Source organism: Pseudomonas sp. BMS12, assembly GCF_001592875.1.
Taxonomy (GTDB): domain Bacteria; phylum Pseudomonadota; class Gammaproteobacteria; order Pseudomonadales; family Pseudomonadaceae; genus Aquipseudomonas.
Genome location: NZ_LSOF01000019.1, coordinates 23266 through 35386 on the forward strand (window position 1 = coordinate 23266; position 12121 = coordinate 35386).

Below are 12121 nucleotides of genomic sequence, written 5' to 3' on the forward strand. Positions count from 1 at the left end.
CGTAGGTTGGATTTTCACGTATGCGGTGTGAGACGTTGTATGAGAGATATACCCGGTACTGGCTGCCTGTGGCGTTGGTATTGCTTTTGACTGGGATGTTCTGGATTGGAGATCGCTCGCTTTATCACAGGTTGTATTATCTAACCCTTGCTTTGCCGACGCTCATTGTCGTGCTCGTTTGTTGGCGTAAATTCCTTTTCTTGCAGCAGGTCCCTCTGTTCTGGCTGTTCGTCGCTTTTGCAGCGTACGTTGCGCTTTCATTGGCCTGGTCTCCGGGGGGCACGGACTATTCAAAGCTCAAGCATCCGCTTTATATCTGCATGTTGCTTCTGGCGTTTGCTGCGTTAGGCGATATCGATATGCGACGCTTGGTTCTATCCGTAGGCGTGGCTGGCGGTGTAGCTGCTCTCGCCGCGCTGGTCAGCATGACTATCTATCTCTGGGGTGAGAGTCGGCAACCGCGGCTGGAAGGCTATGGTGCATTGTACAACCCGTTATTGACGTCGCATGTGTACGGATTTTTTGCGGCCCTTTGGTTGGGAGCGCTCATGAGCTCTGCAAAATTATGGCCCATAAAGCTCATGATGCTGGTTCCGTTGCTCCTGCTGTTGTTCCTGACAGGGTCGCGCACACCTTTTATGGCTTTGTTCGCATGTTTCACTTGGTTGCTGATAATGGTCGCAGACCGACGAGTGCTCTGGCTTGCGTTGGTGGCGGGGATAGTTAGCGTTGTTGGATTGTGGTTTTTTGGTGCGGACTTGCTCGCGCGAGGTTTGTCCTATCGTCCATTGATTTGGACAGATGCCTGGCGGCAAATAATGAACGCTCTATGGTTCGGCCATGGTTACGGCGCAGGTATCGATATTACTGTAGAAGGTCTTAATAGACTGTTGGCGGATCCTCACAACCTAACATTGGGAGTCATATACCGAACAGGTTTGGTTGGGGGGGCACTTTGGCTTGCTATGTACATGTACAGTCTGGTCAGTGCCTGGCGTATGCGAGGATCCGGTTTAGTGTTGATTAGCTCGACCCTGCTGGTCTACGGTTTTGTGGCTGGGATGACCGAGGGGGGCTCTTTCATGTCGAGGCCCAAGGAGCATTGGTTCCTGATATGGATTCCTATCGCCATTAATATGGCCGTGCTGCGCAAGATCTCGACAGCACGTAAGGTCACTAGTCTAGAGGTGATAGCTGGCACCTAGGGCGCTAGAACTCTTTCGCATAGCGCCTCGAATGGGAATCCTGCGATAAGGCCGTTGTGTCTTAGGTAACGCTCGAAATGAGCCAAGTTTCGTTGTGCTTTATTTCGTGACAGAGCGCGTGACTGGAATGTCAGGTCCGCGATATCGATGACGCCCAGTGCGCCGCTGGGTGTCAAGACGATGTTGCCCAAGTGCATCGAGCGAAAGTAGATGCCTTTGCGGTGTAAATTTCTGAAGAATTCGCCGAGCTTTTCAAGCAATACGGCATCTATTCCCTGCTCTTGGGCATAGATCGATTTCAGCGTAGTTCCGGCTAGTGCTCTGTAGCGAACAGCAGTCCATCCGGGGTTGGGGAGTTTGAACAGTTCCAGCGGAGTAATCGTCGGGATACTTAGGCTCTGGAGCTGCTCTGCGTTGCGCCAGAAACGCACCGAGTACGGGGCTAGCAATGCAGAGGAAAGGAGACGTTTACGCCTGAATAGCTTCAGGTAGTCGCCATTGTCGAACAGGTAGACCTTGGGGCCATAGCTATCTTTCTCAACACTCTGGGCGTTGGCTACCAGTTGCTCAAAGGCATCGTGCGACAGGGGTTGCATGGATGGCATGGTCATATGGGTACGGAGGATATTTCAATTCTGCGCAGGATAGGCGCTTTCAAGGGACACTGCTTTTGACAGGCAGCTTGCAGCGATGTTGAGCTAAATCTTGGTGGAGCAGCCTGTCAGATTACGCAAAACCGGATAGTTCGGCCACCCGTTTAATGGGTGCGGACTGAACCAGTGCCCCTGCCGGATCCCAGTGTTGCTCAGCGCATTCCGCTTCCGAGCTCCATCGAAAGGTGTTTGTGAGGGGGGAGGCTTCCCAAATGCATGGGCTCATGAGGAGGTTGGGCTGGTACAATCCGCCCCTTGCTAATCCTGCCAGTGCGCGAGGCAAGCCGAATGGCCTATTCCAACCAGCAATCCAGCATGAAGGTGTACCTGAGACTGCTGCGCTACGTGGTTCCTTATTGGGGCCTATTCACCATTAGTATCATCGGTTTTTTGATCTTTGCCTCTACCCAGCCGATGCTGGGATACATACTCAAATACTTCGTCGATGGTTTGTCCAACCCGGAGGCCAGTCTGTTCTCTGGTGTACCTTGGCTGCTGGAGCATGCCCCTTGGCTGGCACATCTCAAATTGCTGCAGGCAGTACCTCTTCTGATCGTGCTGATCGCGTTGTGGCAGGGCGTTGGCTCTTTTCTGGGCAACTACTATTTGGCCAAGGTTTCGATGGGGTTGGTACAGGATCTACGGATCGCGCTGTTCAACAACCTGTTGACCCTGCCCAATCGTTATTTCGATAGCCACAACTCTGGACATCTGATTTCACGTATCACCTATAACGTCACCATGGTCACTGGTGCGGCCACCGATGCGATCAAGGTCGTGGTGCGCGAAGGGATGACGGTCATTTTCCTGTTCGCCACACTGTTGTGGATGAATTGGAAGCTGACTCTGGTGATGGTGGCGATCCTACCGATCATCGGCCTGATGGTGGCCAGTACCAGTAAGAAATTTCGCAAGCAGAGCAAGAAAATTCAGACCAGTATGGGCGATGTCACTCACGTGGCGTCTGAAAGCATTCAGGGTTATCGCGTGGTGCGCAGCTTCGGTGGTGAGGACTACGAAAGACAACGTTTTTTCGAGGCTAGCGAGGAGAACAGGAACAAACAGTTGAAAATGGTCCGAACAGGGGCGGTTTACACGCCGTCGCTGCAGCTGGTGATATACAGCGCCATGTCCATACTTATGTTCCTAGTTCTGTGGTTGCGTGGGGATTCGTCGGCGGGTGATCTGGTGGCCTACATCACTCTGGCCGGTTTGCTACCCAAACCAATTAGACAGTTATCTGAAGTTAGCTCGAATATTCAGAAGGGTATAGCTGGCGCCGAAAGTATTTTCGAGCAACTCGACGAGGAGCCGGAAGTTGATCATGGCACTCAGTCGCGCGAGCGCGTTAGCGGTCGACTTGAAGTGTGTGATCTCAGCTTCAGCTATCCGGGAGCCGAGAAACCAGTGCTGAACAACATCTCTTTTGTGGCCGAGCCCGGCCAGATGGTGGCGCTGGTCGGCCGTTCAGGCAGCGGTAAGTCAACCCTGGCTAGCCTGATTCCGCGCTTCTATCACCATGACCAAGGACAGATTCTGCTCGACGGTGTGGATGTTGAGGACTACACCTTGCGTAATCTGCGTCGGCACATCGCGCTGGTGACCCAGCATGTCACCCTGTTCAACGATACCGTGCGCAACAATATCGCTTATGGCGACCTGGCCGGTGCGCCGCTGGAGTCTGTACGTCAGGCAGCAGGCGATGCCTATGCTGCCGAGTTCATCGAGAAGATGCCGCAGGGGTACGACACTCTGGTCGGTGAGAACGGCGTGCTGCTCTCTGGTGGCCAGCGTCAGCGCCTGGCAATCGCTCGTGCCCTGCTCAAGGATGCGCCGTTGTTGATACTCGACGAGGCGACTTCGGCGCTGGATACAGAGTCTGAGAGGCATATTCAGGCTGCACTGGATCAGGTTATGCGAGGGCGCACCACACTGGTCATCGCCCACCGCCTGACCACCATCGAGAAGGCCGACTTGATCCTGGTGATGGACCAGGGGCAGATCGTTGAGCGGGGCAGTCACGCTGAACTGCTGGCGCAGAACGGCTATTACGCGCGTTTGCATGCCAAGCAGTTTGAAGAGGGCGATGTTGTCGCCGTTAGCGAGCACGACGACTGATGCTCAGTTACCTGCGCTTCTGGCGCGAACGCGGCTGGGCCCCCATAGACGCGGCCGACTACGCCGATGCCTGGACCAATTTCGGTGGCAGCGTCGCCACCCATCCCGAAGTGGTGGCGCGCCTGGCCGATCTCGCCGGCATCCCGGTGCGCTACCTCGGCTGGATCGACGATGGACAGCTACAGGGCGCCATGCCGACCTGGGGACGGCATATCGCCCTGGCCAAGGATGTGTTGAAGAAGCAGGGCAAGCGAGGTCTGTTCGACCTGGGCAATGCCGAGATCATCCTGCCGCTGGCCCATGGCGTACAGGTGCCTGTGCAGCACCGCATGCGCTATGTCTCGGCGCTCAATGCCGAGCAGATCACCACTCTGCGCGAACAGCCGGAAGGCCTGGCCCTGGCCCGCGAGCCCGAGGATTACAGCAAGAAGTTCCGCTACAACCAGCGCCGCGAGCAGCGTCTGCTGGAAGAGGCGGGTGGCGTGATCCGGCCGATGCTGGAGCTGACAGCTGAGGAACAGGCGCGTATCTATGCCGAGCTGTTCCAGCGCCGCTGGGGCTTCGAGGCCACCGGTAAGGCGCATCTGGCGGAAGTCTTCACCTTGCTGCGCGAGTTCATGATCGGCTCTCTGATCTACCTGAACGACGAGCCGGTGGCCATCCAGGTGCTCTATCGTGTCGAGGCCCCCCAGTGGGTCAGTCTGGAGTACATCAACGGCGGGGTCGATCCGCAGCAGCGCGAGTTCAGTCCCGGCAGCGTGCTCAGCTTCGTCAATACGCAAAGTGCCTGGGCCGAGGCGCGAGCCATTGGCAAGCCGCTGCGCTATTCCTTCGGCCGGGCGGACCGCGAGTACAAGGATCGCTGGTGTCACCGGGTTCCTGTTTACCAGGTGTAAAAAATGCAGGGTCGCAAGCAACAACTGCTCAAGCGTCATCGCCGAAACAAACGCCTCGCCCTGCTGTTGGGGCTGGTGCTGCTGATAGTGCTTGGCATTTTCGCTGCCTGGTGGTGGGTGCCGCTGCTTCTGCTATTGGGCTGGGTCGGCCATGAGGCCTGGTTCGCCGACCACCTGTTCTATTCACCGCGCGACGATTATCGCTACGACTTCCCAGAGGGCACGCTCTGCCTGTCGGCGCGCCTACAGGATGGGTGCCTACAGGTCGAGGGCGAGATTGGCGAGGCGGAAACCCTGATCCTCGCATGGCGTATCGAAGCCGGCTGGTTGGGGAGGCTATTCGATCCGCAGCTATGGATCTGCGACGATCGCCAGGACTTCGAGCGGGGCGTGGCCGGCCTGCGTTACCTGAATCTGTCCGGCCAGGGCGAGGCGTTGCGTCGTGGCGAACTGCGGTTGCGCGGCCGCTTCTGCCGGCTGGTCGGTGAGGGCCGGCTCTATGCCCTGCGCAACCCGGATTACGCCGCGCGCCGCTTGATGGTGATCGCGCCGCATGCCGACGACGCCGAGCTGGCCGCCTTTGGCCTTTACAGCCGCTGCGAGGAGGCCAGCATCGTCACCCTGACGCAAGGCGAGATCGAGGCCGGGTATTACCAGCGCCTGGGCCTGGATTTGCCCGAGGCGGCCCGCCTCAAGGGTCGCCTGCGTGCCTGGGACAGCCTGGCCATCCCGCTCTGGGGCGGAGTGCCGCAGACTCGCTGCGTGCAGCTCGGTTACTACTGCCTGCAGCTGCCAGCGATGGCCGAGGCGCCGGAGCAGCCCTTCGCCTCGCGCGAATCGGGAGAGTGCGACGTGCGCAGCGTGCGTCGGCACAACCCGCTACCCCTGCCGGGCGAAGCCGATGGCGTGCCGAGCTGGAACAACCTGGTGGCCGACCTCGCCGCGCTGCTCGAACACTTTCGCCCCGAGGTGCTCGTCACCCCGCACCCTGAGCTGGACCCGCACAGCGATCATGTCGCCGCCACCCGCGCGCTCCTGGAGGCGATCCAGCTCAGCGCCTGGCAGCCGCAGACCCTGCTGCTCTATGCCAATCACCTGCACGATAACGACCGCTGGCCAATGGGGCCGGCGGGCTATGGAATCGCCCTGCCACCGGCCATGACTGCGTTGCCGGCCGATGGTATTTGGAGTCCGCTGCTGTCGACCGAGGCGCAGCTGGACAAGGCCATGGCCCTGGCCATGCAGCACGACCTGCAGCAGCCGCTGCCCGCCAAGAAGCGAGTGCGCCGGCTGATCCAGCGCCTGCTGGCCGGCCGCCGCTGGCCGACCAGCGGCGAGGACGAGTTCATGCGTAAGGCAGTGCGGCGCCATGAGCTTTTCTGGGTGCGGCCGCTGGGCGAGTGAGCCCGGCCTTACTGTCTCGACATGCTATGATCCGCCCCGATTTTTCCACCCCGGAGTCTCCATGAAGCTGTCCATGCCCCGTTACGACCAAGCCCCCGTTCTGGTGGTGGGCGATGTCATGCTCGACCGTTACTGGCATGGCGGGACTTCGCGGATTTCTCCCGAGGCTCCTGTTCCGGTGGTCAAGGTCGAGCAGATCGAGGATCGCCCGGGTGGCGCGGCCAACGTCGCGCTGAACATCGCGGCACTCGGCGCCCCGGCCTTGCTGGTGGGCGTGACCGGTGAGGACGAAGCAGCCGACAGCCTCACCGACAGCCTGGCCGCGGCGGGCGTCAGCGCGCACTTCCAGCGCATCGACACGCAGCCGACCATCGTCAAGCTGCGGGTGATGAGCCGTCACCAGCAACTGCTACGCATGGATTTCGAGGAACCTTTCGATACCGACGCTGCGGCTCTGGCCGTGGACGTCGAACGCCTGCTCGACGGGGTCAAGGTGCTGGTGCTGTCGGACTACGGCAAGGGCGCGCTGAAGAACCATCAGGCGCTGGTGCAACTGGCGCGCGCCAAGGGCATTCCGGTGCTGGCCGATCCCAAGGGCAAGGACTTTTCCATCTACCGTGGCGCCAGCCTGATCACCCCCAACCTCAACGAGTTCGAAACCATCGTCGGTCACTGTGCCGATGAGGCCGAGCTGGTGGCCAAGGGTGCTGAATTGATGCGCGAACTGGAACTGGGCGCGCTATTGGTCACCCGTGGCGAGCACGGCATGACCCTGCTGCGTCCGGATCATGCGCCGCTGCACCTGCCTGCCCGGGCCCGCGAAGTGTTCGATGTGACCGGCGCCGGCGACACTGTGATTTCCACCCTGGCCGCGTCCATCGCGGCCGGCGAAGAGCTGCCGCAGGCCGTGGCCCTGGCCAACCTGGCCGCCGGCATCGTCGTCGGCAAACTGGGGACCGCCGCCATCAGTGCGCCCGAGTTGCGTCGTGCGGTGCAGCGTGAGCAGGGCTCCGAGCGTGGCGTGCTGGGCCTGGAGCAGCTGCAGGTGGCCATCGAGGACGCCCGCGCCCATGGCGAGAAGATCGTGTTCACCAATGGCTGCTTCGACATCCTGCATGCCGGTCATGTGACCTATCTGGAGCAGGCGCGCGCTCAGGGCGACCGCCTGGTGCTGGCGGTCAACGACGATGCTTCGGTGTCGCGCCTCAAGGGGCCGGGCCGGCCGATCAACTCGGTGGATCGGCGCATGGCTGTGCTCGCCGGGCTTGGCGCGGTGGACTGGGTGGTGAGCTTCGCCGAAGACACTCCGGAAAACCTGTTGCGTGCCATCCAGCCGGACGTGCTGGTCAAGGGCGGCGACTACGGCATCGACCAGGTGGTCGGCGCCGAGATCGTCCGCTCCTATGGCGGCGAAGTGCGAGTGCTGGGCCTGGTGGAAAACAGCTCGACCACCGCCATCGTCGAGAAGATCCGCAGCAAGTAAGCCTCAGCCGGTGCGCCGCCCGGGCTTGGCTTGCGGGCGGTCCAGGCCGGCCAGCCAGTCCTTCCAGCGGATACGCTCGTCCCGCACCAGCCAGCCGTCCTGGTTGGCGAAACTCTCCGACAGCCATAGCCCCCGGGTGCTTGCCGGCTGCGTTTCGCCGTGTTGCAGGCTGAGCAGCTCGCCGCTGGGCAGGCCGCTGTTGAGTGGCAGCAGGTAGAGATCGGGGCGGCGGCGCTCCAGGCGCGCTACCAACTGATTTTCTTCCAGGCGCTCGTCGACATGGAACAGGCTCGGCTGGCGGCAATCGCCGGGCAGCTCCAGGCGCATGTCATAGATCAGCTGCAGTGAGGCCGTCGGTAGATGCACGTAGGCTCGGGGCCGCTCCAGCAGGGTGAGGTTGCCGCACTGCACCGGGCGCGCGGCACCCGACAAGGGGCTGAGGCGGAAATGGCTGCTGTCGCGGTAGTGCAACGGCCCCTGGTAGGGCGTGGGCAGCCAGGTGTCGGCAAAACGTCCGGCCAGCCAGCTGCCCTCGCTCTCGATCAGGCATTCCTCGGCCACTTCCTGAATGGCGGTCAGCAAGGGCAGGTTCAGCTCGTGCGCCGGCACATAACCTGAGATCAATTTGAGCACCACATCGCCACGATCGGGGCGGCGCTGGCGTACCACCAACCAGTAGTCGCGGTCTTGCCAGTTCAGCGTCAGGCGTACCGATACGCCAAGGTTGGCCAGCTCCACGGCGAAGTGCTGCGGGTCGGCCACGCTGATCGTGCGGCGGCGTTCGAGCATCTGGGCGAAGTTCAGTGGCAGGCCAAGGCTGCGGTAGTGGAGGCGCTCGCGATCGGCCTCCACATAGAGTGGCAGGGTCTTGAATGCAGCAGGGTCCTTACGCGCCAGCAGTCTCGACATGTCAGCTCCTCGGTCGGGGCCGCCCTAGGGGGCGGCGGGTCGGAGCTGTGCAGTTTAGCCGCGGATCGCGGCAGCGGCGGCGGCGGCGTTTACCGCAAGATGTTGCGGGTTGATGGTGCCGACGATGGCAGCCCCCACGCCTGGGTGGCCGAACAGCAGTTCGAAGCTGGCCTGGATCGGGTCCTGGCCTTCGCGCAGCACGACGTGGCCGCTGGCCAGGGCTTTCTTGATCAGAATGCCCTTGCCGTGGTTGGCGGCATAGTCGAGCACCGGCTTCTCGCCCTGTTCGGCGAGGTTGTAGGTGACCATGGCGCAGTCGCCGCGCTGCAGCGCCAGCAGTCCCCCCTCGACCGTCTTGCCGGACAGGCCGAAGGCGCGGATCTTGCCTTCGCGCTTGAGCTCGGCGAGGGTTTCGTAGATGCCGCTATCGCGCAGGATCGCCACGTCGTTGCCGTCCGAGTGCACCAGCAGCAGGTCGATGCGGTCGGTTTCCAGGCGCTTGAGGCTGCGCTCCAGAGAGAGGCGGGCGTGACGCGGCGAGAAGTCGAAGCTGGATTGGCCGTCCACGAATTCCTCGCCGACCTTGCTGACGATCACCCATTCCTCGCGCTGGCTGCGCAGCAGCGGGCCGAGGCGCTCCTCGCTGACGCCGTAGGCCGGCGCGGTGTCGATCAGGTTGATGCCGAGCGCGCGGGCCTGGTCGAGTAGGGCGCGGGCGGCGGCATCGTCGGGGATGGTGAAGCCGTTGGGGTATTTCACGCCCTGGTCGCGGCCCAGCTTGACCGTGCCCAGGCCCAGTGGCGAGACGATCAGGCCGCTATCACCCAGTGGCCGGTGCAGGTCGTGCAGGCTCATGGCAGCAGCTCCTCCCACACCGGGCGGGCCATGGGCGGGCGCGGTAGCTCGGGCAGCGCTGCGCTGGCGGCGGGTTGGATGGCGTCGCGCTGCAGGGCGGCGATGACCCGGTCGCTGAAGTCAGGCGAAAGCGCCAGTTTGGTCGGCCAACCGACCAGCAAGCGGCCCTGCTCGGCGAGGAAGGCGTTGTCCGGGCGGACCAGGCCGGATTGCGCCGGCTCGGCGCGGTCAACACGCAGAGTGGCCCAGTGCGCGGTGGACAGGTCGATCCAGGGCAGCAACTGGCCCAGCTCCTTTTGCGCGGCGCTAATCTGCGCGGCCTCGTCGCGGGAAACGCCGTCGGCTTCGGCGATGTCGCCACCGAGATACCAGACCCACTGGCCATTGGCGGCCGGGTGGCTGGTGACGGTCACGCGCGGCTTGGGGCCGCCGCCCAGGCAGTGGGCATACAGCGGTTTCAGGCCTGAGCCTTTGACCAGCACCATGTGCAGCGGGCGTAGCTGCTGCTGCGGTTGTGCGATGTCCAGCGCAGCGAGCAGGGCGGCGTTGCCGGCGCCGGCGCCGAGCACGACGCGCTGGGCGCGGATTTCACGGCCGTCCACCACCAGGCCTTGCAGCTCGCCACTTTCGCGCAACGCGCCGATCTCGCGGCCCTGCAGCAGGCTATCGCCGGCCAGTTCGGCCAGGCGTTCGATCAGGCTGGGCACGTCGAGCACCAGTTCGGCCAAACGGTAGACCTTGCCCTTGAACTTGGGATGTTGCAGCGCCGGCGGCAGTTGTTCGCCCTTGACCTGATCGACCCGGCCGCGCACGGCCTTGCTGGCGAAGAAGCTGGTGAGGTTGCCGGTCAGGCTGCCCGGCGACCACAGGTAGTGGGCTTCGGAGAGCAGGCGCACGCCGGACAGGTCCAGCTCGCCGCTGCCGGTCAGGGCCTCGCGCCAGCGCCGCGGCATGTCGGCGATGGCCTCGGAGGCGCCGGTCAGCGCGCCATGCAGGGCGTACTTGGCGCCGCCATGGATGATGCCCTGGGATTTCATGCTCTGCCCGCCGCCGAGGCTGGCGCTTTCCACCAGTACGGTGGCATAGCCCAGCTTGCGCAGGCGGGCGTTGAGCCAGAGGCCGGCGATACCGCCGCCGACGATCAGGACATCGGTGCTGAGGGCTTGGGACATGAAGGAGGCTCGCAACTGAACAGGCGCGCAGTATAACGCGCCCGGCTTGCGACTCGGCCGACCCGTGCACGCACTACTGCCTGCCGGTCTGCGGCTCTGGCTGCGGGAGGGTGCAGGGGCTCTCAGTGACCGACGGTCTGCGAAAACAGCTGGATCACCACCACGCCGGCGACGATCAGGCCCATGCCGAGCATGGCCGGCAGATCCAGGCGTTGCTGGTAGAGAAAGGTGGCGGCGACGCTGACCAGGACGATGCCCAGACCGGCCCATACGGCGTAGGCAACGCCGACCGGGATGGTCTTTACCACGAGGCTGAGCATCCAGAACGAGATCGCATAACCGACCACGACCAGCAGCAGTGGCAGCGGCTTGTTGAAGCCGTCGAGGGCTTTCATCGAGGTGGTGGCGATCACTTCGGCGGTAATGGCGATGGCCAGGTAGAGATAGCCGGTCATGGCGGGACTCCTGTTGAGGTCCGCCCATTCTAGGTGTCGGCTGGATGGGATAAAGTCATTTCCTATCTGTATTGGAGATAGGTTATGCAGTGGAGTCTGGAACAGATCCGGGTGTTCGTCAGTGTTGCCGAAGGGCAGTCGTTCTCCTCGACAGCACGGCGCCTGCAACGGGCGCAGTCGGCGGTGAGTAATGCCATCGCCCTGCTCGAAGCCGATCTCGGCGTGTTGCTGTTCGAGCGCAGCAGCGGTCGCCAGCCGCGCTTGACCGCCGCCGGCGTGGCCCTGTTGGAGGAGGCTCGCGAGGTGCTGCGCCAGTGCGAGCGCCTCGAAGGGCGAGCGCTGGGGCTGGTGCGCGGCGAGGAAGTCCGCCTGCGTCTGGCTCAGGACGAGGCGATGCCTTATCAGCCGGTACTGGACAGTCTCGAAGCCCTGGCTCAGGCCTTTCCCCTGCTGGAGGTGCAGCTGGCCAGCGGTGCCCAGGGCGATGTGGCGCGCAAGCTGCTGGAGCGCCGCGCCGATCTCGGCCTGTTGTTTCACCATGAGCAGATGCCTGATGCCCTGGAGCGGCGCCGGCTGGGGACCATCGAAATGGTCACCGTGTGTGGCGCCGGACATCCCCTGGCCGATGCCGGGCAGATCGACCGTCGCGAGCTGGCCCGCCACCGGCAGTTGCTGATGGCGCCGCAGGACAGCCACTACCCGGGTGGCGAGCAGATCAGCCCGAGTATCTGGCGGGCCGACAGCTTCTATGCCATGGCCGAGTTGCTCATGCGCAACCTTGGTTGGGCCTGGCTGCCGCGGCATGTGGTGCAGTACCCGACTTATCAGAGCCAGTTGGTCGAGCTGCGCTGCGACTGGACGCCGCCGCCGTTGGTGGTGGAGCTGGTCTGCCGCCGCGACGAGGCGCTGGGGCCTGCCGCGCTGTGGTTGGCCGCCGCCTTTGCCGAGCGTCTGCAGGCGATGGGCTGATC

General features: G+C 62.8%; 11 protein-coding genes. 6 read left to right on the forward strand and 5 right to left on the reverse strand.

Annotated features, from left to right (window positions below):
- The first annotated feature begins 68 nt into the window (after nucleotides 1-68).
- Nucleotides 69-1205 carry an O-antigen ligase family protein gene (locus AYB31_RS17990; protein WP_161489391.1) on the forward strand — a complete coding sequence of 379 codons (1137 nt, stop codon included), beginning with the start codon at nucleotides 69-71 and terminating at the stop codon, nucleotides 1203-1205.
- Here the strand turns inward: AYB31_RS17990 and AYB31_RS17995 are convergent.
- Nucleotides 1202-1801 (reverse strand): lipopolysaccharide kinase InaA family protein, encoded by a 600-nt coding sequence (locus AYB31_RS17995; RefSeq protein WP_068830450.1) that lies wholly within the window; start codon nucleotides 1799-1801, stop codon nucleotides 1202-1204. The genes AYB31_RS17990 and AYB31_RS17995 overlap by 4 nt on opposite strands.
- 345 nt (nucleotides 1802-2146) lie before the next feature.
- Between AYB31_RS17995 and msbA the strand changes: the two genes are divergently transcribed.
- The 4 genes from msbA (at nucleotide 2147) to hldE (ending at nucleotide 7759) form a co-directional block, all read left to right on the forward strand.
- On the forward strand, nucleotides 2147-3976 hold the full coding sequence (gene msbA / locus AYB31_RS18000) for a lipid A export permease/ATP-binding protein MsbA (protein WP_068830238.1): 1830 nt from the start codon (nucleotides 2147-2149) through the stop codon (nucleotides 3974-3976).
- Nucleotides 3976-4872, forward strand: coding sequence for a GNAT family N-acetyltransferase (locus tag AYB31_RS18005; protein ID WP_068830240.1), 897 nt, complete (start codon nucleotides 3976-3978; stop codon nucleotides 4870-4872). The genes msbA and AYB31_RS18005 overlap by 1 nt, the downstream gene beginning before the upstream one ends.
- Before the next feature lie 3 nt (nucleotides 4873-4875).
- Nucleotides 4876-6276: a PIG-L deacetylase family protein gene (locus AYB31_RS18010; protein WP_068830242.1), complete on the forward strand. Its 1401-nt coding sequence runs from the start codon at nucleotides 4876-4878 to the stop codon at nucleotides 6274-6276.
- Between the two features lie 61 nt (nucleotides 6277-6337).
- Nucleotides 6338-7759: a bifunctional D-glycero-beta-D-manno-heptose-7-phosphate kinase/D-glycero-beta-D-manno-heptose 1-phosphate adenylyltransferase HldE gene (gene hldE, locus AYB31_RS18015; protein ID WP_068830244.1), complete on the forward strand. Its 1422-nt coding sequence runs from the start codon at nucleotides 6338-6340 to the stop codon at nucleotides 7757-7759.
- Nucleotides 7760-7762: 3 nt separating this feature from the next.
- On the opposite strand, the gene AYB31_RS18020 is transcribed toward hldE, so the two are convergent.
- The 4 genes from AYB31_RS18020 to AYB31_RS18035 form a co-directional block, all read right to left on the reverse strand.
- Nucleotides 7763-8668, reverse strand: a complete 906-nt coding sequence (locus AYB31_RS18020; protein ID WP_068830246.1) for a metal ABC transporter ATPase — start codon at nucleotides 8666-8668, stop codon at nucleotides 7763-7765.
- 54 nt (nucleotides 8669-8722) lie between these two features.
- The gene (locus AYB31_RS18025) at nucleotides 8723-9523 is read right to left on the reverse strand and encodes an aldo/keto reductase (protein ID WP_068830248.1); all 801 of its coding nucleotides are present in this window, start codon (nucleotides 9521-9523) and stop codon (nucleotides 8723-8725) included.
- Nucleotides 9520-10695 (reverse strand): FAD-dependent oxidoreductase, encoded by a 1176-nt coding sequence (locus tag AYB31_RS18030; RefSeq protein WP_068830250.1) that lies wholly within the window; start codon nucleotides 10693-10695, stop codon nucleotides 9520-9522. Before AYB31_RS18030 ends, AYB31_RS18025 begins: the two co-directional genes overlap by 4 nt.
- Nucleotides 10696-10817: 122 nt before the next feature.
- On the reverse strand, nucleotides 10818-11150 hold the full coding sequence (locus tag AYB31_RS18035; protein ID WP_068830252.1) for a DMT family transporter: 333 nt from the start codon (nucleotides 11148-11150) through the stop codon (nucleotides 10818-10820).
- A gap of 84 nt (nucleotides 11151-11234) precedes the next feature.
- Between AYB31_RS18035 and AYB31_RS18040 the strand changes: the two genes are divergently transcribed.
- Entirely contained in the window at nucleotides 11235-12119 is an 885-nt protein-coding gene (locus AYB31_RS18040; RefSeq protein ID WP_068830254.1) for a LysR family transcriptional regulator, read from the forward strand.
- Nucleotides 12120-12121: the final 2 nt, after the last annotated feature.

Coding starts and splice junctions, on each gene's coding strand:
- AYB31_RS17995 (WP_068830450.1), bottom strand. CDS start 1,801: ATGCAACCCCTGTCGCACGATGCCTTTGAGCAACTGGTAGCCAACGCC.
- msbA (WP_068830238.1), top strand. CDS start 2,147: ATGGCCTATTCCAACCAGCAATCCAGCATGAAGGTGTACCTGAGACTG.
- AYB31_RS18005 (WP_068830240.1), top strand. CDS start 3,976: ATGCTCAGTTACCTGCGCTTCTGGCGCGAACGCGGCTGGGCCCCCATA.
- AYB31_RS18010 (WP_068830242.1), top strand. CDS start 4,876: ATGCAGGGTCGCAAGCAACAACTGCTCAAGCGTCATCGCCGAAACAAA.
- hldE (WP_068830244.1), top strand. CDS start 6,338: ATGAAGCTGTCCATGCCCCGTTACGACCAAGCCCCCGTTCTGGTGGTG.
- AYB31_RS18020 (WP_068830246.1), bottom strand. CDS start 8,668: ATGTCGAGACTGCTGGCGCGTAAGGACCCTGCTGCATTCAAGACCCTG.
- AYB31_RS18025 (WP_068830248.1), bottom strand. CDS start 9,523: ATGAGCCTGCACGACCTGCACCGGCCACTGGGTGATAGCGGCCTGATC.
- AYB31_RS18030 (WP_068830250.1), bottom strand. CDS start 10,695: ATGTCCCAAGCCCTCAGCACCGATGTCCTGATCGTCGGCGGCGGTATC.
- AYB31_RS18035 (WP_068830252.1), bottom strand. CDS start 11,150: ATGACCGGCTATCTCTACCTGGCCATCGCCATTACCGCCGAAGTGATC.
- AYB31_RS18040 (WP_068830254.1), top strand. CDS start 11,235: ATGCAGTGGAGTCTGGAACAGATCCGGGTGTTCGTCAGTGTTGCCGAA.